The following is a 23,707-nucleotide window of genomic DNA, read 5'->3' as shown; positions in this document are numbered from 1 at the left end:
CACACTATATTAAGTACGTTTCACTGGCAGCTATGACGCCTTAGGTTTGGGCGCCGAAAAACGTCGACGTTTAGGCTTGGCATTGGTCGGATTATCAATTGCAGCTTTTACGTGTGACTTTGCTGAGCTTCCTCCATTTCCACGTGGTTTATGCTTGCTTTGTCCTTGCTTCGCTTTATTTGATGGACTTTGCCCTTGAACTTGATCACTGTGGGTTTTCGGTTTCTTTGCCTTTTTAGGTTTCACTGGGCGTGTATCCAATGCTTTTTCAGGAACAGGGTGTTGCGGTAAAAAGCCATCTTCTTCAGCTCTTGGGATCAAAGCGCCAATAAAACGTTCAATGCCATACAAATCAACTGCGTCATCGGCAGTCACAAATGAAATTGCTTGACCATCACTTCCTGCTCGCCCAGTACGCCCTATACGATGAACATAATCCTCATAAATATTCGGTAAGTCATAGTTAACCACATAAGGCAGTTCTGCAATATCTAATCCGCGCGCGACGATATCTGTTGCCACAAGCACATTGACTTCGCCTGTTTTAAACCCATTGAGTGCTTTTACGCGTGCTGATTGAGATTTATTACCATGAATTGCAGCTCCAGTTATTTTATCACGCTCTAACTGCGTGACTAACCGGTTTGCACCATGCTTAGTACGACAAAACACCAATACTTGCTGCCATTTATTGGTTCTAATTAAGTGGCTCAATAGCTTAGTTTTCTGGGGCTTATCTACGGCATATGCAAACTGAGTTACAGTCTTCGAGGCTGCATTTTTTGGTGTCACTGATATTTCAATTGGCGATACAATCAGCCCTTTGGCTAACTCTCGAATTGGATCTGAAAATGTCGCTGAAAATAGTAAGTTCTGGCGCGTTTTCGGCAATACCTTAATAATACGTTTAATATCATGAATAAAGCCCATATCAAGCATACGATCGGCTTCATCCAGCACCAATGTACGTAATTGATTGAACTTAACAGCATTTTGGCTATAGAGATCAAGCAACCTCCCAGGCGTAGCGATGAGAATATCCACGCCTTTACGCAATTGAATCATCTGAGGGTTTATTTTCACACCACCATATACAACCGCAGAACGTAAGCGTGTTCCTTGACTATATGCTTCCACGTTTTCGGCTATTTGCAAAGCCAACTCTCGTGTTGGAGCTAACACTAACGCCAATGCTTGATTAGCACGTGGACGGTCCTCTTTTAACAATTGTTCGATAAGCGGTAACGTAAAAGCAGCTGTTTTACCTGTACCCGTTTGTGCCGCAGCCATCACATCTTGCCCTGATAAAACCGCAGGGATCCCTTTAGCTTGAATCGCTGTTGGGGTTGTATAGCCTTTATCTGTAATACTTTGAACAATTGATGGTGACAAACCCAAATCTGAAAACGTCATTTAAACTCTCATGTGTTGGGGCTTATCTTCAACAAATAGATAGGAAAACCACAGCGGCATAAGCCCTAACAAATGAAAGCAATGTGACATCTGCTAAGCCGACTGCACTTACACAGGCTGTTGAATATCTTGATGCTGTTGTAAGAAAATCAAGTATAACAGATCGCTACCTAATCCCCTATTTTATGCCATATTTATTAACCTCTTTAGACTAAACAAACCGTTTGGTTACAATAATACAATTGATCAACATTTAGCTTACATATATGCTGAACTTTGCTTTTGAGCAAAAAAAACACAACTGTAAAGGAAAATTAAGATGAAATTTAACACCAACAAGGTGCTACATAGTGCAGTAATAGGGCTATGCTCCTTACCCTTTTATTCATTTGCTTATGATTGCCAAGGTATTGAACCATGGTCGAGTAATAATACCTATGTCGCAGACAACTTTGTCACTCAAAATAACACCGCATATAAAGCCAAGTGGTGGACACAAGCAGAATCTCCAGCAGACAATTCCACCCCATATGCAGTGTGGCAAGATTTAGGGGCATGTGGAGGTAATCAAGCGCCAGAAGTTACCCTGCTCTCACCCGCTAACGGTTCAACTTTACCCATAAATGACAGCGCTGTTTTTAATGCGCAAGCAACTGATCCTGATGGCACAATCACACAGGTTGAGTTTTTCGTAAGTGGTCTATCGGCTGGTATTGATACACAAGCGCCATTTCAAGTTATCTGGCAAACACAAGCAGGACAGTATCAAGTAACCGCAGTGGCCACAGATAATGTAGGCGCAAGTACCACCAGCACAGCTGCAACATTAACAGTCTCTGATGGTATGCCCAATGTCAGCCCGACAATTGAATTAACTGCACCGCTTAATAACGCACAATATAGGCAAGGTGAGCAAGTTAAAATTGCAGCTTCCGCAGCCGACTCCGATGGCCAAGTAACGAATGTAACTTTCTGGGTCAATGATACATTACTTGCAACAGATGACAGTGCGCCATATGAAACACTTTGGAATGCAACCGTAGGCAATCAACAAATTAAAGCGATTGTTAAAGATAATAAAAATGCCACGGCATCTGCGATTGCCACTATTTCGGTATCACAGCTAGGGTCGGGTGGATGTACTAACATTCCAAACTATCAAGCAAGTGGCAATTATAGTACAGGCGATGTGGTAGCACACAATAACAACAAATATCGCTGTGATATTGGACCTTGGTGTAGCTCTGACGCTCTATGGGCTTATGAACCGGGTGTTGGTCAAGCATGGACTGACGCTTGGACAGACCAAGGTATATGTGCGATTAAACCGACCATAACCTTTAATTCACCAGCGGCAAACAGCACATTATTAAAAGGCCGTAATTATGATATCGCAGTGGCGGCATCTGATGCTGATGGTCAAGTCAGTCAAGTAGATATTTATGCTGGTAATGGTTTGCTAGCGAGCTTAACGCAAGCACCATATCTGGTTAATTGGGTACCTCAACAATTGGGAGCCATCCAGCTTAAAGCAATTGCGACCGATGATGAAGGTAATCAAACAACGAACTCTCAAGTCGTTACCATAACAGACAAATCAATCGTCAGCTCAATTACCTCCCCAGTTGCAGGAAGCCAGCTAGCCTTAGGTAGTTCAACGCAGTTGACCGCTGATGCATCAACCTTAATAGGACAAGTAACACAAGTCAGCTTTGCGGTAGATGGGGTTTTGGTTGCTACTGACACCACAGCTCCGTACTCTACACAATACACTCCAGCGAGTTTAGGCAATAAAACCATTACGGCCATTGCTCAAGATAATCTAGGAAACCAAGCAACTAGCGAAGGTATTAGTGTTAAAGTGATTGACACGCCCATAGCTAAAACGCACAAACTAATTGGTTACTGGCATAACTTTGTTAATCCAGCTGGCTGTCCACTACCACTCGATCAAATCTCACCTGCATGGGATATTATTGATATTGCATTTGCCGACAATGATCGTAACTCAAACGGTACGGTTCATTTCAACTTATTTGAAAAAGACATTCACTCTAACTGCCCAGCAATTGACCCAGTGAAGTTCAAACAAGATATGCAAGCACTTCAGGCACAAGGGAAAGTGTTTGTATTAAGCCTTGGAGGTGCAGAAGGTACTATCACATTAAATACCGACAGTGATGAAGTGAACTTTGTATCAAGCCTTACCGCGATTATCAATGAATGGGGATTTGACGGCTTAGACATTGACCTTGAAAGTGGTTCGAATCTCATGCACGGTACGCAAATTCAAGCTAGGTTACCTCGTGCATTAAAAGAAATTGAGCAAAACATTGGTGGGGATATGGTCCTTACAATGGCACCAGAGCACCCCTATGTTCACGGTGGTATGGTTGCATATACCGGTATATGGGGCGCTTACATTCCACTTATAAATGAACTTCGCGACACATTGGATCTACTTCATGTACAACTGTACAACAATGGCGGGTTACCAAATCCATATCAGCCAGGCAGTGCACCAGAAGGCTCCGTTAATATGATGGTTGCACATGCTAAAATGTTACTTGAAGGGTTTGAATTAGCCAACGGTACACGCTTTGCGCCACTACGTGATGACCAAGTTGCAATTGGCCTTCCATCTGGTCCTCAGTCTGCAAACTCAGGACAAGCCCCCATAGGTAACATTATTGCTGCATTAGACTGCCTAGTTAAAGGCATTAATTGCTCTACCATTGTACCGGCTAAAAATGCCCCGAACTTTGGCGGCGTAATGACTTGGTCTATTAACTGGGACAAATTTGACGGTTATAACTTCTCAAAACCTATTGGGGACAAATTAACCAGTTTAAATCAAGGAAAGTAATACACTAACACCTCTTAAGACAGAGCCGCACAAAAATACCCGCTCTGTCTTACGCCACAGCTAAACTGGGTCTTGACTCAAATCATGCTGTCGTGTTATTTACCCCTACATCAAATTAATCTCGAATGTAATGAGGTAGCATCATGCATATCCACGGCTTTGTAGAATATACATGGCAAGACGATATACTGTGCTTAAATGTATCAGGCCCTTTTAATATGAAAGGCGTAACTGAAGCATTTGAACAACTGAAAACAATCGTCAATAGCGCACAACATGAGCAATGGTATCGTATTGAAGAACTTGATCCTGAAACGCTAGGCTGTTTGGAGGTTATGAAGGTTATTCGAGATTCATATATCTGGTCATTAGAGCATGGATGTTTGTTTATTGCGGTTGTGTGCAGTCATAGTGTACAAATGAACTTGCTAGAAAGTTTTATTGAAAGAACGAATTTACCTATTAAAGGTTTTTTTTGTGCAAAAGCAGCCAGACTTGCAATTGAAGCGCTTAGAAATAAACCATAAAATAAATGAAGTAGACACAAAATATAGGCATGATCACTAACCACCTATTTTGTCTAACCTACTCAATTAATTAACCACTGAATAAATAATGCCCGGATTACCCTTTTTACGATCAGCTGGCAATACCTTCATCCGTTGTGTAACGATACTTGGTATTTTCTAATATAATATGTAAACATGCGCCGCCGTGATCTGGACTTAGCATTTTCACCTCTCCTTTTAGCTTTTGCGTAACTAGGTTATACACAATACTTAGCCCTAACCCCGTCCCTCCATCATGTCGCTTAGTGGTAATAAATGGCTCAAAAATAACTGAGATCAACTCTTTATCAATACCATTACCATCATCTTTAAAATACACGTGAACAAAATCATTAACTACCATCGCTGAAACAAGGATAGTTAGCGGCCTACTCGGCACCTTGGCATGGCTAATACTATTATTAATACAATAACTTAAAATTTGACAAAACGTCGCTGGGTAACTATCCAAAACCAAATTGTCTGGTATTTCGACTTCAACCGAATACTGTTCTGGGAATAACTCCGATTGATAACAATCAAACACCCCGGTTACAAGTGTCTTCAAATTAAATTCGTCGAGATTATCATATTGTTGATGTACGGCGACTTTTTTAAAATCATCGATTAAAGAAGCGGTTCTTAATAGGTTGTTCTCTAGAAGAAATAAAGCCGATTCAGCTTCAGTTATCAACTTTGTCAGTGCCTGCTTTTGTAATAGGCCTGACTCTAAATCAGCTTTGATCACTTGAACTTGCTCTTTTAAGTGAGATTGACTTGTAATTGCAATGCCCAATGGAGTATTTAGTTCATGGGCAAAGCCACTAACCATATTACCTAAACTTGCTATTTTAGCTTCCTCAATGAGTCGAGTCTGAGCCGCACTTAAACGAGATAGTAGTGTTTCAATGAAGGCAAACAAACCATCTAACTGATGACCTATTTGTGCAATTTCATCATCACCAAACAGATCTGCTCTTAGCGAAAAATCCTCATCTTTCGTTACCCGTTGTAATACTTTGTTGATTTTTAATATATGTTTTGAGACTCGATTATTGAGATAGTTCAGTAATATCAAACATCCTATACTGATTAAAATTATTCCTATAAGCGCACTAAAAACGAGAGATAGCTTATTATCATGGCGCATCTTAGATAAGCTTTCGTTTAAAATCTTACTGTGGGTTTTTACTGCTTGAATATTTTCATACATTTTGGCCCTTAGCCCCTGCTTATGGGTTAAGCCTTGTTGCTGTATTAATGAAACATATTCTAGAAAACCGTGTTGATATTTCGCTAAATACTGTAAATAAAACCCTGCTTGTTTCGCAAATGATGCTTCTATCAACTCTGTAGCTCTCTCAAAGTGCTGTTGATGTAACGTTAGGTAATGTGGTTTGAAGCGCAGTAAGTAATCTTTCTCAGCACGCCTTAATTCCAAAATTAAAATTTCCAATTGAGGAAGCGACTCTTGGGTAGCAATAGATTGCAGTCGATGTGCATGGTATCGAAACTCCCCATAAACCCCCTCAGTTTCATTGTAACCGAGCTTAGTTTGAGACTGTTCAAATAGACCAAGTACATGGCTAAATTTTTTTATTTTTTCATCAATTTTACTCAATTGAGTCACATGCTCGGGCTCGTCAAGAATGAGTGTTAATAGGTGATTAAATTGATCTTGATAATTTAAAAATAAAGGTGCTATGGCTTGTGCCAAATGCACTTCTCTTTCAACCACATAACGTTCTTGATGTTCAATTAAGCGATTAATTGAACCTTCAAAATCGCTAAGAGCTCTCTCAAGTTTAATACCATTCGTTACTTCTGTGTATAAAAACCAACTTACAATACACACAACCAAAGTACTTATAAACGCAGCCCCTTTAAACAATAACACTGAATGTCTTAACTGCACACAACTCACCTAGCTGCTATCAATGCACTAAGTTTAGCTCAGAAAAGGGACTGTGTCGTAAATACTAAACTATGATAAAAGTGAATTTAAAGATCATTTGACCTTTGATGATTAAGACGCATGGTGTCAATGCGTTAGATTAATAATGATTATTACTGTAGAAGCGATAATTTTAGAAGTTGATGAAAAACTTCAAATTTCAGGCAAGAAAAAACCCGCTGATAAATCAGCGGGCTATAAAAAGTGGTACCAGTGGGCGGACTTGAACCGCCACGCCCGAAGGCAACGGATTTTGAATCCGTCATGTCTACCAATTCCATCACACTGGCATAATTTTTCTTTCATCTTCTAAAACAAGAGAAAATAAAGAAAAACCACTTTGAGCTAAGGCTTTTTTTGTATGCCCTCGTCTCTATGCCATGCATTATACAAATATAACTCAGCCCGGCAAGCTGTTTTTTGCAATTTCATATCAACAGACTAACAAATGTACAAATAGTGTAATATTCACCCAGAAAGAACATACTTATTACGCCTGTTTTTACCTAACCAGTAAACAGCTTACAAATTTCAATAGGCTTCGCCATTAGTAAACGCTTTGTGTAGAATAGTACTAGTTTTTATTTCTCTATGACACTGTGAGTATTGTTATGTCAGACTTCCCTAAAGCGGGTCTTCGTCGTCGTTTAGCGTCGTTAATGTATGATGGCCTTGTGGTCATCGCGTTTGCTATGTTAACGACCATCGTTTATTTAATCATTATACAGAGCTTCATCTCGGCTGGCATACTCCAACTCGGAGAACATGAAGACGTATCGGCCTTCATTCAAAACTCAACACTACTTTATAGCCTTCGTGCAATCTTACTCGTACTCGTTAGTCTATTGTTTTTTAGTTACTTCTGGACAAAGAGTGGACAAACAATTGGTATGCGTGCATGGAGACTAAAGGTGCAAACACAGGACGGGGATCTGCTTTCGTGGAAAACAGCAATGTTACGCAGCTTAACATCGCTATTAGGGTTAGGTAACTTATTTGTGTTAATTGACTTTAAGAAAAAGCGCGCATTACAAGATTTCCTATGCGGTACTGAAGTTATATTTTTAAGTAAAGAAGAAAATAAAAAAGTATACAATAGCTTAGATTAAGTAAAAAAGGCGCCTCGCGCCTTTTTTACTGCTTTCGTTGTAATAAGTAACTAGCAACTAAAACAAAAATAATACTAGGCATGGCTGCCCCAAGCATAGCCGGCACATTATAAACAATAACGATTGGACCAAATATTTCATTACTCAAATGAAATATTAACCCTGTCACAACCCCCATAATAATTCTTGCTCCCATACTCACTGAACGTAATGGACCAAAAATAAACGATAACGCCACAAGTAACATCACTGCTATAGTAAGCGGCTGCATAATTTTGCGCCAAAGCGCTAAATCATAGCTACTCGTATCTTGTTCATTTTGTTTTAAATAAGACAAATATGACCATAAGCCACTAAACGATAATGATTCAGGCTCGACAGATACCACGTCTAATTTTTCAGATGTTAACTCTGAGGTATACAACATAGATTCTTTATACTCGGTATGAATCTGAGACTCCCCCATACTCACCTCTTCAATGCCATTAAATTGCCAACCTTGAGGTACGCTGGAGGCTTGTGCTACGCGTGTTATTTTTTCCAGTGCTAATGAGTCATTAAAGTGATAAATACTTACATTCTTAAGATCACCAGAAGCCTCTATATTATCAATACTAATAAAGTTATTACCATCTTTCGCCCAAACGCCTTTTTGAGCATTAAATACTTCACCACCGTATATTGCATTATTTCTAAGCTGCTTGGCCTGCTTTTCTGCTTGTGGAACTCCCCACTCACCGAGTGCCATCATGCATAAAGCCAACACAATAGCCGTTTTCATTACCGACCCTATAATTTGCAATCGTGACATACCGGCAGCTTGCATCACTACCAGTTCACTACTCGATGCCAATGCACCCAACCCTATCAATCCACCAATTAATGCAGCCATCGGGAAAAAAACCACAATATCTGACGGCATACTATATAGCGTGTACAGTAATGCTGTTGTCATATCGTAGCTGCCGCGACCCACTGACTTCAATTGCTCTATATATTTAATTAAAGTGTTAATACCAACAAATACCAGCAATGCAAAGCTGGTAGTCTGTAATATGCTTCGCCCTAAATACCAATCTAAAGTTTTCATTATGCTGTCTGCTCCTTACTTGCAAACAGTGATCTAATCCAAACTCCCATTGGACGTCCTTTCACAATTAAATAGGTGCCTATAAATAGTGCACTTAAGTGGATCCACCAGAGGCCCACCGTAGCCGGTATTTTCCCTTCAGCAACCAGAAATTTACCTGCATTTAATAGTATGAAATACCCTAAATATAAACAAATTGCAGGTACTAATTTGGCGAACTTGCCTTGGCGAGGGTTTACAACACTCAATGGCACAGCCATTAAAGTTAACAATATAATTGAAATGGGTACAGATAAACGTAATTGAAACTGCGCCAATGCTGCTGGCGTACCCATTTCCAATAATGTTAACGATGGAATCGCTTCCAATTTTCGGCGTTGATGTTCTATTTCTTGTTCACGTATTTGCACTTGGTAACTGGCAAATTCAGTTTTACTTAACGCCTGACTGAGGCCATCTGTTTCATAGCGTTTGCCTTGATCTAATAACAACTGCTGTTCACCAGATTCTAGCTCAATCACTTGCCCTTTTTGTGCGTACACTATTCGTGCTGCTTGATTCGAGTCTTTATCCGGCATTTGAGCAACGAAAACTCTATTCAATTCCCGCCCCTGATCAATAATATTGTGAACAAAGACAACCGCTTTTTCATTACCCGTTTGCTGAAAACGCCCAGCCCTCAATGCTGATAAGCCTGATTCAGCATCCGCTTGCTCTTTTAATTGATATTCTTTTTCACTGGCCCATGGCGCCAAATATAAACTCACAGAACCTGCAAATAACGCAAACACCACACTTGAAATAAGCGTTATCCTTACAACGTACCACTCACTGACGCCACACGCACGCAGCACCGTCATTTCACTGTCGGCATATACACGGCTATAGGCTAAAATAATGCCAAGAAATAAACTCAGTGGTAAAATATACACTGCCAATTGTGGTAATTTTAATAGTAAAAACGCAGCCACCATTTGCGAGGGCAACCCCCCTTCTGACGCATCCCCTAAAATTCTCACAAACTTTTGAGATACAAAAATGGTCATTAATGTGAGGAACACCGCAACTTGCGATTTCAGCACCTCAGCAGTTAAATAACGAAATATTAGCAATGCCTGCCCCTATAAACGTCTTGTTTCACTGGAATAGTAGGAAATTTTGAGTAAACTGGTTATTTTAGTCACTTTATTATATGTCATCAAACGTAATTTTTATACCGACGCACGAGAGATAATACTGCTTTTATGGTATTGATTGCAGAAGACATATAAAGTTCAAAAAGACATAACAATAGACTCAGGAGTCGTAATGGAATTTAGCGTTAAAAGTGGTAGCCCCGAAAAGCAGCGCAGTGCATGCATTGTTGTTGGCGTATATGAACCACGCCGCTTATCTCCAATCGGTGAGCAGCTGGATAAAATCAGTGATGGCTACATTTCAAACTTACTACGCCGTGGTGATTTAGAAGGTAAACCGGGACAAGTATTATTATTACATCATGTACCCAATGTCCTCAGCGAGCGTGTCCTATTAGTCGGCTGTGGAAAAGAGCGAGAATTAGACGATAAGCAATATAAACAAATTATCTCTAAAACCATCAATACTCTAAATGACACAGGCTCAATGGAAGCCGTATGCTTTTTGACTGAACAACATGTCAAAGGCAGAGATACCTATTGGAAAGTACGCCAAGCAGTTGAGACAACACAGGACTGCCTATATACTTTTAACCAATTAAAAAGTAAAAAGACTGATTTACGTCGCCCGTTACGCAAAATTGTATTCAATGTGCCAACTAGACGAGAACTCACCATCGGCGAAACCGCGATTGAACATGGTTTAGCGATTGCTTCTGGTGCAAAACTATGTAAAGACGTCGCGAACATGCCACCAAATATCTGTAATCCGCGCTATTTGGGTGAGCAAGCAAAAGTACTTGAAGAATTTGATAATGTCTCTGTTGAGCTCCTTGGCGAAAAGGAAATGGAAGCGTTAGGTATGCATTCATATCTGGCTGTTGGCCGTGGTAGTGTCAATGAATCAGTTATGTCAGTCATCAACTACTCTGGTGGTAATAAAGAACAAGCTCCAATAGTATTTGTTGGTAAAGGCCTTACCTTCGATTCAGGCGGCATTTCACTTAAGCCTGGCGAAGCGATGGATGAGATGAAATACGACATGGGCGGTGCCGCAGGCGTTATCGGTTTAATGCGCTCACTGGTAGAAATGCAACTTCCGATAAACGTAATCGGTATTCTTGCCGGCTGTGAAAACATGCCGAGCTCAAATGCTTATCGTCCTGGCGATATACTCACCACCATGTCAGGACAAACCGTTGAAGTGCTCAATACTGATGCCGAAGGGCGTTTAGTTCTGTGTGATGCACTGACGTATGTAGAAAAGTTTGAGCCTGAAATTGTGATCGACGTTGCCACTTTGACCGGTGCCTGTATTGTCGCCCTAGGTGCGCATGCAACAGGCTTATTATCAAGCCATAATCCACTTGCCCACGACTTACTTAAGGCCGGCGAGCAAAGCGGCGACAGAGCATGGCAACTGCCATTATGGGATGATTATCAAGACCAACTTGACAGCCCATTTGCTGATTTTACTAATTTAGGAGGTCGTGCAGCCGGCACCATCACAGCAGCATGTTTCTTATCTAAATTTACTAAAAAGTATAATTGGGCGCATTTAGACATTGCTGGCACAGCATGGAAAAGTGGAAAGAATAAAGGGGCAACAGGCCGCCCAGTCCCAATGTTGACTCAATACTTGCTAAACCGTATTGAGGTGAGTGACGCACAGCAGGATTAACCTCTGTGCTTGATTGATGGCGCTGGCTTTATGTGTCAAAATGCGGCTTTATTTTGAACGCACTAATTGATGATAAAAAAACATCACCAAGTGCCTAAGATTAAGCCAACGCCATGACCATCAATGCACAGTTTTATGTGTTAAAGCATGATAATGAGCTGGGAGCAACATGCCCGGCTCATTTTGATCTAGCCGCTCGAACGGCGGCCAAACAGTATCGTGCCGGGCAGCGCATATTTATTTATGTCGACTCGATTGATGATGCACATGCTATTGATGAACATTTGTGGTGTTTTGAGCCCGACAGTTTTGTGCCTCACAATTTACAAGGTGAAGGTCCAAAAGGCGGAGCTCCGGTCGAAATAGGTCAAACACCTCCCGTAGGAAAACGAGCGGTATTGATCAATTTAGCGACGCATCTACCTAATTTTATTAGACGCTTCAGTACGGTGTATGATTTTGTACCCGCTGAACAAACCGCCAAGCAAGCCGCTCGTGAACGATTTAAAAGTTTACGTCAGTTTGGTGCCAATATTTCTACCAAAGAAATTGAAAACTAAAGTATTTTATTAAGGTTCTGTGAAATGGATAAAACCTATAATCCACAAGATATAGAGCAGTCTTTATACCAAGACTGGGAAGATAATGGCTACTTTAAGCCATCTGGCAAGGGTGACGCATATTCAATTATGATCCCACCTCCAAATGTCACGGGTAGCCTGCATATGGGCCATGCATTCCAAGACACTATCATGGATACCCTAACGCGTTACAAGCGTATGCAAGGCAATAATACTTTATGGCAAGTCGGTACAGACCACGCAGGTATCGCAACGCAAATGGTTGTTGAACGTAAACTCGCAGCCGAAGAAGGGAAAACTCGCCATGACCTAGGGCGCGACGAATTCATTAACAAAATCTGGGAATGGAAAGAGCAATCAGGTGGCACAATCACCAAGCAACTTCGTCGTCTCGGCGCCTCAGTTGATTGGGAGCGCGAGCGTTTTACGATGGATGACGGCTTATCTGAAGCCGTAAAAGAAGTCTTCGTTCGCTTGCATAAAGAAGATTTAATTTACCGTGGTAAACGCCTAGTAAATTGGGATCCAAAACTACATACTGCAATTTCTGATTTAGAAGTTGAAAACAAAGACAAGCAAGGTCATATGTGGAACTTACGTTACCCACTGGCTGATGGTGTTAAAACACACGATGGGAAAGATTATATTGTTGTGGCAACCACCCGTCCTGAAACAATGCTTGGCGATACCGGAGTTGCAGTTAACCCAGATGACGAACGCTACCAAAACTTAATCGGAAAAGAAATTTTACTTCCGATTGTAAATCGTCGCATTATCATTGTTGCTGACGAACATGCTGATATGGAAAAAGGCACTGGTTGTGTAAAAATCACACCTGCTCATGATTTCAATGATAATGAAGTCGGTAAACGTCATCAACTACCTATGATCAACGTATTTAATAAAGATGCGGCCGTATTAACCGCAGGTGAAGGCTATACGTTTGATGGTAAAGAACTTGAACTAGATGCGCCAATTCCTGAGCGTTTCCAAGGTCTTGATCGCTTTGATGCTCGTAAACAGATTATTGCTGAGTTTGAAGAAGCTGGCTTACTTGAAAAAATTGACGACCACAGCCTAACGGTCCCTTACGGCGACCGTTCAGGGGTTGTGATTGAACCTCTGCTTACAGATCAATGGTATGTACGCGTAGCCCCCCTTGCTGAACCGGCAAAAGATGCTGTAAAAAATGGTGACATTCAATTTGTCCCTAAACAGTACGAGAATATGTATTTCTCTTGGATGAACGACGTACAAGATTGGTGCATTTCACGACAACTTTGGTGGGGACACCGTATTCCAGCTTGGTACGATGCAGAAGGTAATGTGTTTGTTGGTCGTGATGAAGCAGAAGTTCGCCGTGACAATAATATTGCTGACGACGTCGCTCTAACTCAAGATGAAGACGTACTTGATACGTGGTTCTCATCTGCCTTATGGACGTTCTCAACCCAAGGCTGGCCACAAAATACCGATGATTTAAAAGTATTCCATCCATCTGATACACTTGTTACTGGCTTTGATATTATTTTCTTCTGGGTCGCCCGCATGATCATGATGACTATGCACTTTGTTAAAGATGACGATGGCAAACCACAAGTCCCATTTAAAACGGTGTATGTCACTGGCCTTATTCGCGATGAAAATGGCGATAAAATGTCAAAATCTAAAGGGAATGTACTTGACCCTCTCGATATGATCGATGGCATCGACTTAGAAAGCCTTGTAACCAAACGTACTAGCAACTTAATGCAAGAAAAAGTGGCTGCCAAAGTTGAGAAAACAACCCGTAAGACCTTTGCTGATGGTATCGAACCACACGGTACTGATGCGTTACGCTTTACCCTTGCGGCAATGGCATCGACTGGCCGTGATATCAATTGGGATATGAACCGTTTAGAAGGTTATCGTAATTTCTGTAACAAGTTATGGAATGCCAGTCGCTACGTGTTAATGAACACTGAAGAACAAGACTGTGGTTTTAGTAGTGGTGAAAAAGAATATTCATTAGCCGACCGCTGGATTTTGGGTCAATTTCAAAATACAGTACAAACGTTTACTGAGCACCTTGATAATTACCGTTTTGACCTTGCAGCTAATACCATTTATGAGTTTACGTGGAACCAATTCTGCGATTGGTATTTAGAGCTCACAAAACCAGTTTTATTTAAGGGGAATGAAGCACAGCAACGTGGTACGCGCCATGCTCTGATCACCGTATTGGAAGGTTTACTACGCTTAATGCACCCACTCATGCCATACATTACAGAAACTATCTGGAAACGTGTTGCACCATTGGCCGGTATTGAAGCAAATACCATCATGCTACAAAACTTCCCTGAATTTGACGCAAGCCAAGTAGATGCGCAAGCAATGTCTGATTTGGAGTGGGTGAAACAGTTTATTCTGGCCATTCGTAACATTCGTGGTGAAATGGACATTAGTCCAAACAAACCATTAAGTGTTCTACTGGCCAAAGTAGATGCTGAAGATTTACGCCGCCTAGAGCAAAACAAAGCATTCTTAAGTGCGCTTGCGAAGCTTGAAGAGTTTACTGTACTTGAAAATACAGATGATGCCCCTGCGTGTGCAACTGCATTTGTTGGTAACCTAGAGATATTAATCCCAATGGCTGGCCTTATCGATGTTGAAGCGGAACTTGCACGTATTGCAAAACAGCTTGAAAAAGCCGAAAAAGGCCTAGCGCAAGTGGAAAAGAAACTGGCGAATGAAAAATTTGTAAATAATGCACCTGAAGCCGTATTAGCGAAAGAGAAAGAAAAGCTCGCTGAATTTTCAGATGCTAAAAGTAAACTATTAGAGCAAAAAACAAAAATTGAAAGTTTATAAAACCTGAGACTAACACGCTCAATTTAATAAACATCAATAAAAAAGGGCAGTGAATACTGCCCTTTTCTTTTTAACAAAGATTCTAATTAAAAGTGCATATTGTACTGAACACCTATGACCGTTGCGTGCCCTTTTGATTCAAAACCCCACTGTTGGCCTAGGTTATCTGATTCTACAAAGTTCTGTGTTTTTCCCCGTAGTATACTCACCCCAATATCAACACTACTCTTGGCTGTTAATTGATATTCACTACCAAATGAAAACCAGGTTCTATCCGTATCCGGAATAGAAATTGACATATGATGCTGATCGGCAGGGGATTCATCATAAGCTATACCGGCACGTAACTTTAAATGTTCGCTATATTGATAATCTCCACCAACAGCGTAACGCAGTGAGTTCGAGAAGTTTTCATCTTTACTAAACACGGTGCCACGTCCCTCAACTTGCGCCGCTAGGGTTTTAAAACTACTCCACCCAGTCCATACAACACTGTAGTGTAAGGCCGTTTGCTTATCAATTTGATGAGAACCAGACACTTCAGCAATCGCGGGTAAAGTCAGTTCAACAAAGCCTGGCAGCGCTTGATCTTGCGTACCATAAAACGGTGCACCTGCTGGCAACTGGTTGCTAAACTCTCCTTCAAAACGCACATCAGTTTCACTTCTATAATGCACACCAAAACGATTGTGTTTGTCTAACTGATAACTAAAACCCACATCCCAACCATACGCATGATCATCCCCTTCTAAATTAACTGCCTCTGTTGCAGTAGGTATCGCCGTTGGTGATGCACCAAAGGTACGCAAAATTTTTGCATCTGCGTAGACATGGTTTAAACCCAATGCAACTGTCAGAGCATCATTAAGCCGATAAGCAACGCTTAATTTGGTGTTAATCGTAATAATCTCGGTTTCGCCAGCGAGCTGACCTGGTGCATAATCGGCTGCAAATTCGGTCGCAAGCCCAAACTGGGAGTATGAGCCAACACCAACATACCAGTCATTTCCTAGATCTGTCGTATAAAATGCAGCAGGTACGATCGCGCTTGGCGCAATGCTGTTACTATCAAGCACTGATGGGCTCAACCCATTATTAGTCGAAGTGCCTAACAAGCTAACATCAGGTTTAACATACATTGCAGCCACACTCACTTTTGACCCTTTAAACTGACTCATCAATGCTGGATTACGTGCCACGACCGACGCATCATCAGCCACCGAAGCTTCACCTGCATATGCACGCCCAAGACCCGATACACTTTGCTCCGCCAACTGAAACGCTGCAGCAAATGTTTGCCCAGATAACAGCATCACACTCGATGCTAATAAAGTTTTCTTAAATCCCGTCATTTTCATTCCCATCTGTAAACCCGGTTATGTACCGACATCTAAATAATCGGCTACACCCTACCTAAATTCAAAACAAAAATCTTCAAACTAACGGAAATTAAGCTTCCAATTGCACAACTTAACAGCAAATAATGAAATATAGGAACAGATCGGATGACTTACTGACCAAACCTGCAATTGATATTAATTCTTATTTGTATTGACGAATCACCTTAACTTTGTATACTCTTGCTCAGGCTTGATTCAGTATGGAGAACTAAATAATGATAACAATGATAATACTCGTAGTTGCGGCACTATTATTTTCAGGCGCCAGTGTATTTAGTTTTTGCAAGGCAAACTATTGTGCATGTAACCATGCTGGTGAGTGTGATAACCCAATCAATCATTACTGGTTAGCTTCGATATTATTTTCACTTATTTCATTGGGATGTTGCTGCTTTGCTTTTCACACGCAAGATGGGACTTATGTGTGGTTACTTCTCATGAGTAGTTGCTTATCAGGCGCTTTATTGTCAGCCCGCAAACAGAAGCTACGCCATTGCAGTAAATCTAAACCAACAGATGCTCTTTTAACAGGCGGGATAAATTAATTTGATAATCTAGAGGTCTCACACTCGCAACAATTTTCACCTCATGTTCTGCATCACTTAAATCCAATTCTTTTGCCGTAATATGATGCATATGTTTGGTATTATAAAAAACACGTACTTTCGGTGCGGTTGGTGCTTGTTTATTACCTTCTAACACTAATGCCAAGCGTTCATTTGTCAGCTTAACGATTGTCCCTACGGGGTGAACCCCCATACACTTGATGAATCGCTGTACAAGCTCTGCGTCAAACTGTTCTTTATTTGCTAATAGATACCTAAGCGCATGAACGGGCTCTTCACTCATTTGATGAGGCCTATCAGATGTCATCGCGTCATACACGTCAATAATGGCCATAATACGCGCAGCTTTACTCACTTTATCTCCGCGAAGCCTTCTTGGGTAACCGCTGCCATCAACACGTTCATGGTGATTAATAATCACATCCATCATAACCGGTGTGATCCCTTTTTCACCTTTAATTAACCCAAGCGATTGCACCACATGCTTTTTAACCGCTTTATACTCAAGCTCGGTAAGTTTTGAATCTTTACTGACTAGCCCTTGTGGTAAACGTGCATGACCGACATCATGTAACATAGCGCCCATCGCTAGTTGCTGAATAACACTATTTTTTAACCCGAGGTATTTTGCAAACACGCTAATTAAAATGGTGCAATTGATCATATGACGCCAGTTGTAACCGTCTTTATCTTTCAATCGAGTTAATATTGCCATGGCATTGCTATTACGCAACACAGACTGAACTATTTCTTTGCTTACATCACTTATCAAGCTAATGTCGACTTTCCCGCCCGCAGTCACATCACCATATAAAGATTGAATTTTTCGGTTATGCATTTCAAAATGCTGGCTTGCACGTTCAAACTCTTTTTCTAATGTTAGCGGTGCTATCGCCTTACTGACTTTCTTTGTCGAAGGTTGAGCCAGTTTAGTCTGCTCTGGTGGTTTAGATATAGGCTCTGGTGGGGACGATTCTATAGGCTGTGGTTGGTATTTCGCCGGGATCTCAATATCACTTTGCGCAAAGTCTATATTGAGCTCTAAAACACCTTCAGCCAATAGCTTCGCAATAATAGCTTGATCTCTAACCATACCACGTGATTTGATTTTAATACCCGCATCACTGCGCTGCTTATTGACACTGTCAACAAACATACCTGGTAGAAGCTCTGTAATTGGAAGCGTTACCCGCATATTAGGATTAATGCACTATTGAATAGTAAAAGTGATTAATAGCACTTTTTACTATAAAAAGTCTATCATTCACACCATATTTAATGATTTTTACTTAGCTTAGTTGCTAAATTAAAATCAAGCCCATAACATCAGTGACCACTATTTAAAACAAAAAAGGAAGCACTCGCTTCCTTTTCTTTGGTATTTAATTAGCCTTCAAACTGATCACTCTTGAAAGTACGTTCCCCAACCATCGTATTCGATATTATGTTCAACCGCTAACGCCGCCAATTTATCAACATCTTCCATAATCACATCGGCGTCTAATTCAACTTCCACAACAACATCAAAGCCCCAAATCTTACCACCGTCTTCTAACTCTAATTCAGCAGGCTCTTCAACGTCATAGCCAAGCTTAAATGCAGCAAGTGCAGCAGCTTCCAATTTATCAAAATCTTCGCAAACAAAGTGATGCTCAACTTCATATAAAGTATCGGTTGATGAGCCATCCTCTAATAGTGACTCTACAATTTCTTCGCTAATTTCGCGCCAATTTTCCATTTTTATCTCTCATTTTCGCATCAAGCTCGGTAATTCTAGATTGCATTAATGCCTGAATTGCCCCAGCATGGTCTCTAGCACTGATTTTTTTATCAAGGTAAACCGGCGCTAACATATCAATATATATTGTACCATTGTCCCAGCGATTTAGTTTAATACAATTATGCGTGGTATTCATACATACTGGCACAATAGGAACATCTGCATTCATTGCAGTATGAAACGCGCCCGTTTTAAAAGGCAGTAGACCACGACCATAGCTTCGTGTGCCTTCTGGAAACATCCATACTGAAAGCCTTTGTTGCTTAATCTTCTGTGCTGACTTACCCAAAGTCCCCATAGCCTTTGAACGGTTACTTCGGTTTATTAAAATATTGCCTGATAGCCAATACATTTGGCCAAAAAATGGGATCCACTTTAAACTTTCTTTACCCATACTAACTGTACTTCTCGGTACTGCTGCTGGCAATGTAAACAAATCATAGTTATTTTGGTGATTCGCAACATATATAGCAGGTCCTATTTGCTCACTGTCTGGATGACGTGTTATTTCTAGCTTCACACCAATAACACATGACATTTTCCCAAACCAGCTAGCAATGACATGAACATTATTATGATGAAATGGTCTCACCAAACACATCAATAACCCTAAAATACCACTTAAAATAATAAATAATGCCATCGCAATGATGCGCAATAAAACTAACAAAATAGGCGCTCCTCATTTATATTGCTACGCATTATAATCAAAATAGCGAACACTTGTAAGCTCAAATTTTTACTAAGCACATAAAAGAAAAATGCCGCTAGGAAGCGGCATTTCTGTATTTATACATTATGTTTATTACAAACTTGATACTCAGCTCATCGCGGTCTGTAGCTTTTTCATTGCAGACTTTTCTAGTTGTCTAACTCGTTCGGCAGACACACTATATTTTTCAGCTAACTCTTGCAGCGTTGCCTTTTCATCCGCCAACCAACGTGCGCTAACAATGTCTTGCGAGCGTTCATCTAGTGTCTTAAGCGCTGAGAACAACCGGTTTTGAGACTGCTCTTTCCACTGTTCTTGCTCAACTTCTTCCGCCAAATCACTTGCAGAATCAGTTAAATACTGTACCGGAGAAAAGCTCGAAGCAGGAGCATCATCGTTATCATCGTTGGTTAAATCAAATCCCATATCTTGACCACTCATACGAGATTCCATTTCCCGGACTTCTTTCTCACTCACACCTAGCTCTGATGCAACCGTTGACACTTCATCTTGGTTAAACCAACCTAAGCGTTTTTTATTTTTTCTTAAATTGAAAAATAATTTACGCTGCGCCTTTGTTGTTGCAACTTTCACAATACGCCAGTTCTTTAACACATATTCGTGTATTTCGGCCTTAATCCAATGCACAGCAAAAGAGACTAAACGCACCCCGACTTCTGGGTTAAAGCGTTTTACCGCTTTCATCAAGCCAATATTACCTTCTTGAATGAGATCTGCCTGCGGTAAGCCGTACCCCGAGTAACTTTTCGCAATATGCGCTACGAATCGTAAATGAGACACAATGAGCTGTTTTGCAGCTTCCAAATCCCCTTCTTGCTGAAGGCGAGTTGCTAACACTTTTTCCTGCTCAGCATCTAACATAGGTATTGTACTTACGGTTTGTAAGTAACCTTCCATGCTTGCACTTTGCTGTCCAGACATTAATGCCATTGCGTATAAATCTTTACTCATTTTTCACCTCGGTGATAAGTATCTTAGTTCAAATTAGCAGTCTCTCCTTGAGAGTGCTAAGGTGTATATAATAGGTTTTTCACTTAAAAAGCAAGCTTTTTATCGTCTAAAAAAATATAAATATAGTTCATTGAAATTATTGAATTTTCTAGACACTCACAACAGGGCAACTTTGCCCTTTCATGCACTATAAGTCAAAACTATGACTTTTAAATGACGAATACAGCGCTAACCACCTTTTATCCATTCGCGCTTTAATGGCACTCTAAACTCGGTCAGGCTCTATTTCTTTAATATATTTAGCAACGGCAATAAATGAACCACTAAAGCCCAACGTAACTGCTAAACCCAGTAAAACCAGTAACTCTTGCCCTCCTAACCCTTGTAATACATAGCTACTTTGATATACGCCTGCAACCATCGTTACGGCGGATTCTAACCACCAAAGCATTAGTACAACACAAATAAAGGCAACCAAACCTCCAATAACGCCATACCATACGCCAGTCCAAATAAATGGGGTATGAATAAACGTATTCGTCGCTCCCACCAGTTTTAATACTTGGATCTCTTCCTTTTTATCCATAATTGACAGTCTGATAGTATTACCAATAATTAATATAACGGCACTCAATAACAATAGACCCACAGTAAAAACACTTTCTTTCAACAAACTCAGCAATGCATTGAGTCGCTCAAGCCACTCAATATCAAGTTTACCAAATTCGATTTCTCGTTCTGTTTCGAGTTTATCCAACAATTTTTGCGCAGCTTGTGGCTTTCTATGGCGACTCGTGGGCGTTACGAGCACGACGTTAGGCAGTGGATTACTCTCTAAATAATCCAACGCGTGGCCAAAACCTGATACACGCTTAAACTCCTCTAAAGCTTGTGTGCTGGAGATATAACTCACACTGTCAATCTCTGGATATAGTGCTAACCTTTTTACTAATGTTTGCGTTTGCTGTTCATTCATTGACTCTTTAACAAATAAGGAAATTTCAGCAGCATCATTAAAGCCGCTGCTGACCTGCTGCACATTTTTTACAACCACATACAAGGTCGCCGGCAACGTCAAACTTAAACCCAAAACGAGTATTGTCATTAATGAAGCGATTGGCGTACGCCACATTTCACCTAAACTATGCACGCCTTGGCGAATAATCATTAATACAAAAAAATACATCTCTAATAACCAAGATTTTTTTTGTGTATTACTTTGCTTATCTCGACTTTTGAACAATAAACTCATAACCGTTCCTGTGCCAAAGGGTCTTGCATCAAGCGCCCATGATCTAACGTTAAGCTACGGTACTTCATTCTCGCAATTAAACCCAAATCATGTGTTGCGATTAATACAGCAGTACCGTGACGGTTAAAATCTTCAAATAGCTGGAGTATTTCCATAGACAGTTCTGGATCTAGATTTCCGGTTGGTTCATCAGCCAATAAAAGTGGAGGAGAATTAACAATCGCGCGTGCAATACCAACTCGTTGCTGTTCACCACCGGAAAGAGTACTTGGCTGGCACCTTATTTTTTCTAATAAACCTACTTTATCTAATGCGGCATGAACACGCTTTGCAATATGTTTGTGGTGCATCCCTTCAATAACCAAAGGTAAAGCAACATTGTCAAATACATTATAGCGTTCAAGAAGGCGATGATTTTGAAAGATGATGCCGATATCTCGCCTTACAAAAGGTATTTGCCGATTATTTATCACATTTAAGTCGACCCCATTGATATAGACATGTCCTGCAGAAGGTCGCTCCATAACACTTATCAACTTGAGTAATGTACTTTTGCCAGCTCCACTGTGGCCAGTTAAAAAAGCCAGCTCATTGCGAGCTAGCTCAAATGTCACCTTTTCTAATGCGCGATGCCCACCAGGGTAGGTTTTACTGACTTGCTCAAATTTAATCATGGTTCGCTCGCTTTCTATATTGTTTTTATAAAGCAAAACAAGGGAGCAAAAGCTCCCCGTGATCATTAGATCTTTTAATCTTCTTGACTAAATAGCGCATCAATAAAGTCATCACTTTTAAATGTGCGCAAATCATCAATACCTTCACCAACCCCAATGTAACGAATAGGCACTTGAAACTTGTCTGCAACTGCAAAAATAACCCCCCCTTTTGCAGTTCCATCCAATTTTGTGAGTGCAATCCCGGTCAACCCAACGGCTTGGTTAAATAAATTAACCTGACTAATTGCGTTTTGACCCGTTCCTGCGTCAATTGTTAGCATCACTTCATGTGGTGCATCGGGATCTAACTTTTTCATTACTCGAGCTATTTTTTCAAGCTCTTGCATGAGGTTATCTTTGTTCTGTAAACGGCCTGCCGTATCGGCTATTAATACGTCGACATTACGAGCTTGTGCAGCTTGAAAAGCATCAAATACCACTGAAGCGCTATCGGCACCTGTGTGCTGTGCAATAACAGGGATATCGTTGCGCTCTCCCCACACTTGTAATTGCTCTACCGCCGCAGCTCTAAACGTATCACCAGCGGCCAACATCACCGACTTACCTTCTTGTTGAAATTGCTTAGCGAGTTTACCAATGGTGGTGGTTTTACCAACACCATTAACACCAACCATTAATATAACAAACGGTTTCTTATTTTTAGGGATATCAAGAGGCTTTTCTGCTTCTTTTAACATTTCCGCCATTTCTTGTTTCATCAGCTCATATAAAGCATCACCGTCTTTTAGCTGCTTTCGATCTGCTGCATCAGTCAAACTATCTATCAGCTTCATAGTGGTATCCACCCCTAGGTCAGCTGTTAGTAACTGTGTCTCTAACTCTTCAAATAAATCGTCATCAATTTTCTTGCCTTTAAATATTGACGCAATACCTGATCCAAGATTTACCTTGGTTTTCAAGAGGCCTTTTTTCAAGCGAGCAAAAAAGCCTTCTTTTTTTGGCTTTTCTATATTTGCTGCTCTTTCGGCTTCGATTCGTTCAGCTTCGATTCGTTCAGCTTCGATTCTTTCGGCTTCGACTCTTTCAGCTTCGACTCTTTCAGCTTCGACTCTTTCAGCTT

General features: G+C 40.8%; 18 protein-coding genes and 1 tRNA gene. 6 read left to right on the top strand and 13 right to left on the bottom strand.

What is annotated here, in order from left to right; genetic code table 11:
- Positions 1 to 30: 30 nt before the first annotated feature.
- A complete protein-coding gene (locus J8M01_RS02155; protein ID WP_211056843.1) occupies positions 31 to 1,413 on the bottom strand; it encodes a DEAD/DEAH box helicase in 1,383 nt (460 codons plus the stop codon).
- 319 nt (positions 1,414 to 1,732) lie between these two features.
- Here J8M01_RS02155 and J8M01_RS02150 point away from each other — a divergent pair, with 319 nt between their 5' ends.
- Positions 1,733 to 4,279, top strand: coding sequence for an Ig-like domain-containing protein (locus J8M01_RS02150; protein ID WP_211056842.1), 2,547 nt, complete (start codon positions 1,733 to 1,735; stop codon positions 4,277 to 4,279).
- A gap of 143 nt (positions 4,280 to 4,422) precedes the next feature.
- Positions 4,423 to 4,806, top strand: a complete 384-nt coding sequence (locus J8M01_RS02145; RefSeq protein ID WP_211056841.1) for a hypothetical protein — start codon at positions 4,423 to 4,425, stop codon at positions 4,804 to 4,806.
- A 112-nt stretch (positions 4,807 to 4,918) separates the two neighbouring features.
- Here the strand turns inward: J8M01_RS02145 and J8M01_RS02140 are convergent, their stop codons facing one another.
- Both J8M01_RS02140 and J8M01_RS02135 read right to left on the bottom strand, forming a co-directional pair.
- Positions 4,919 to 6,742: a HAMP domain-containing sensor histidine kinase gene (locus J8M01_RS02140; RefSeq protein WP_211056840.1), complete on the bottom strand. Its 1,824-nt coding sequence runs from the start codon at positions 6,740 to 6,742 to the stop codon at positions 4,919 to 4,921.
- 244 nt (positions 6,743 to 6,986) lie between these two features.
- A tRNA-Leu gene (locus J8M01_RS02135) sits at positions 6,987 to 7,071 on the bottom strand.
- Between the two features lie 321 nt (positions 7,072 to 7,392).
- On the opposite strand from J8M01_RS02135, the gene J8M01_RS02130 reads away from it, so the two are divergent.
- Complete coding sequence (locus J8M01_RS02130; RefSeq protein WP_211056839.1) at positions 7,393 to 7,890, top strand: RDD family protein; 498 nt, start codon at positions 7,393 to 7,395, stop codon at positions 7,888 to 7,890.
- Between the two features lie 25 nt (positions 7,891 to 7,915).
- Here J8M01_RS02130 and lptG read toward each other — a convergent pair whose 3' ends face one another.
- A complete protein-coding gene (gene lptG, locus J8M01_RS02125; protein WP_210995576.1) occupies positions 7,916 to 8,983 on the bottom strand; it encodes an LPS export ABC transporter permease LptG in 1,068 nt (355 codons plus the stop codon).
- On the bottom strand, positions 8,980 to 10,092 hold the full coding sequence (gene lptF, locus J8M01_RS02120; protein WP_210995344.1) for an LPS export ABC transporter permease LptF: 1,113 nt from the start codon (positions 10,090 to 10,092) through the stop codon (positions 8,980 to 8,982). Before lptF ends, lptG begins: the two co-directional genes overlap by 4 nt.
- A 196-nt stretch (positions 10,093 to 10,288) precedes the next feature.
- On the opposite strand from lptF, the gene pepA reads away from it, so the two are divergent.
- The 3 genes from pepA to J8M01_RS02105 all read left to right on the top strand — a co-directional run bounded on the left by pepA (position 10,289) and on the right by J8M01_RS02105 (position 15,228).
- On the top strand, positions 10,289 to 11,797 hold the full coding sequence (gene pepA / locus J8M01_RS02115; protein WP_211056838.1) for a leucyl aminopeptidase: 1,509 nt from the start codon (positions 10,289 to 10,291) through the stop codon (positions 11,795 to 11,797).
- A gap of 113 nt (positions 11,798 to 11,910) precedes the next feature.
- Positions 11,911 to 12,357, top strand: coding sequence for a DNA polymerase III subunit chi (locus J8M01_RS02110; protein ID WP_192508488.1), 447 nt, complete (start codon positions 11,911 to 11,913; stop codon positions 12,355 to 12,357).
- A gap of 24 nt (positions 12,358 to 12,381) precedes the next feature.
- Positions 12,382 to 15,228, top strand: a complete 2,847-nt coding sequence (locus tag J8M01_RS02105) for a valine--tRNA ligase (protein ID WP_211056837.1) — start codon at positions 12,382 to 12,384, stop codon at positions 15,226 to 15,228.
- Positions 15,229 to 15,314: 86 nt separating this feature from the next.
- On the opposite strand, the gene J8M01_RS02100 is transcribed toward J8M01_RS02105, so the two are convergent.
- The 8 genes from J8M01_RS02100 to ftsY all read right to left on the bottom strand — a co-directional run.
- Positions 15,315 to 16,580 carry an outer membrane protein transport protein gene (locus tag J8M01_RS02100; RefSeq protein ID WP_211056836.1) on the bottom strand — a complete coding sequence of 422 codons (1,266 nt, stop codon included), beginning with the start codon at positions 16,578 to 16,580 and terminating at the stop codon, positions 15,315 to 15,317.
- 552 nt (positions 16,581 to 17,132) lie between these two features.
- Positions 17,133 to 18,389: an HD domain-containing phosphohydrolase gene (locus tag J8M01_RS02095; RefSeq protein ID WP_211056835.1), complete on the bottom strand. Its 1,257-nt coding sequence runs from the start codon at positions 18,387 to 18,389 to the stop codon at positions 17,133 to 17,135.
- A 207-nt stretch (positions 18,390 to 18,596) separates the two neighbouring features.
- Positions 18,597 to 18,932 (bottom strand): ribonuclease E inhibitor RraB, encoded by a 336-nt coding sequence (gene rraB / locus J8M01_RS02090; protein WP_192508492.1) that lies wholly within the window; start codon positions 18,930 to 18,932, stop codon positions 18,597 to 18,599.
- On the bottom strand, positions 18,910 to 19,644 hold the full coding sequence (locus tag J8M01_RS02085) for a 1-acylglycerol-3-phosphate O-acyltransferase (RefSeq protein WP_211056834.1): 735 nt from the start codon (positions 19,642 to 19,644) through the stop codon (positions 18,910 to 18,912). Before J8M01_RS02085 ends, rraB begins: the two co-directional genes overlap by 23 nt.
- A gap of 150 nt (positions 19,645 to 19,794) precedes the next feature.
- Positions 19,795 to 20,658 carry an RNA polymerase sigma factor RpoH gene (rpoH, locus tag J8M01_RS02080; RefSeq protein ID WP_210995340.1) on the bottom strand — a complete coding sequence of 288 codons (864 nt, stop codon included), beginning with the start codon at positions 20,656 to 20,658 and terminating at the stop codon, positions 19,795 to 19,797.
- A gap of 265 nt (positions 20,659 to 20,923) precedes the next feature.
- Positions 20,924 to 21,910, bottom strand: a complete 987-nt coding sequence (gene ftsX, locus J8M01_RS02075) for a permease-like cell division protein FtsX (RefSeq protein WP_211056833.1) — start codon at positions 21,908 to 21,910, stop codon at positions 20,924 to 20,926.
- Positions 21,907 to 22,584, bottom strand: coding sequence for a cell division ATP-binding protein FtsE (gene ftsE, locus J8M01_RS02070; protein ID WP_192508496.1), 678 nt, complete (start codon positions 22,582 to 22,584; stop codon positions 21,907 to 21,909). Before ftsE ends, ftsX begins: the two co-directional genes overlap by 4 nt.
- A gap of 74 nt (positions 22,585 to 22,658) precedes the next feature.
- Positions 22,659 to 23,707 (bottom strand): signal recognition particle-docking protein FtsY (gene ftsY, locus J8M01_RS02065; RefSeq protein ID WP_211056832.1); only part of this gene is annotated, 1,049 nt, incomplete at its 5' end.

This window comes from Pseudoalteromonas sp. MMG005, from assembly GCF_018101015.1.
GTDB classification, from domain to species: domain Bacteria; phylum Pseudomonadota; class Gammaproteobacteria; order Enterobacterales; family Alteromonadaceae; genus Pseudoalteromonas; species Pseudoalteromonas aurantia.
This window is presented reverse-complemented; position numbering and strand designations above follow the sequence as displayed.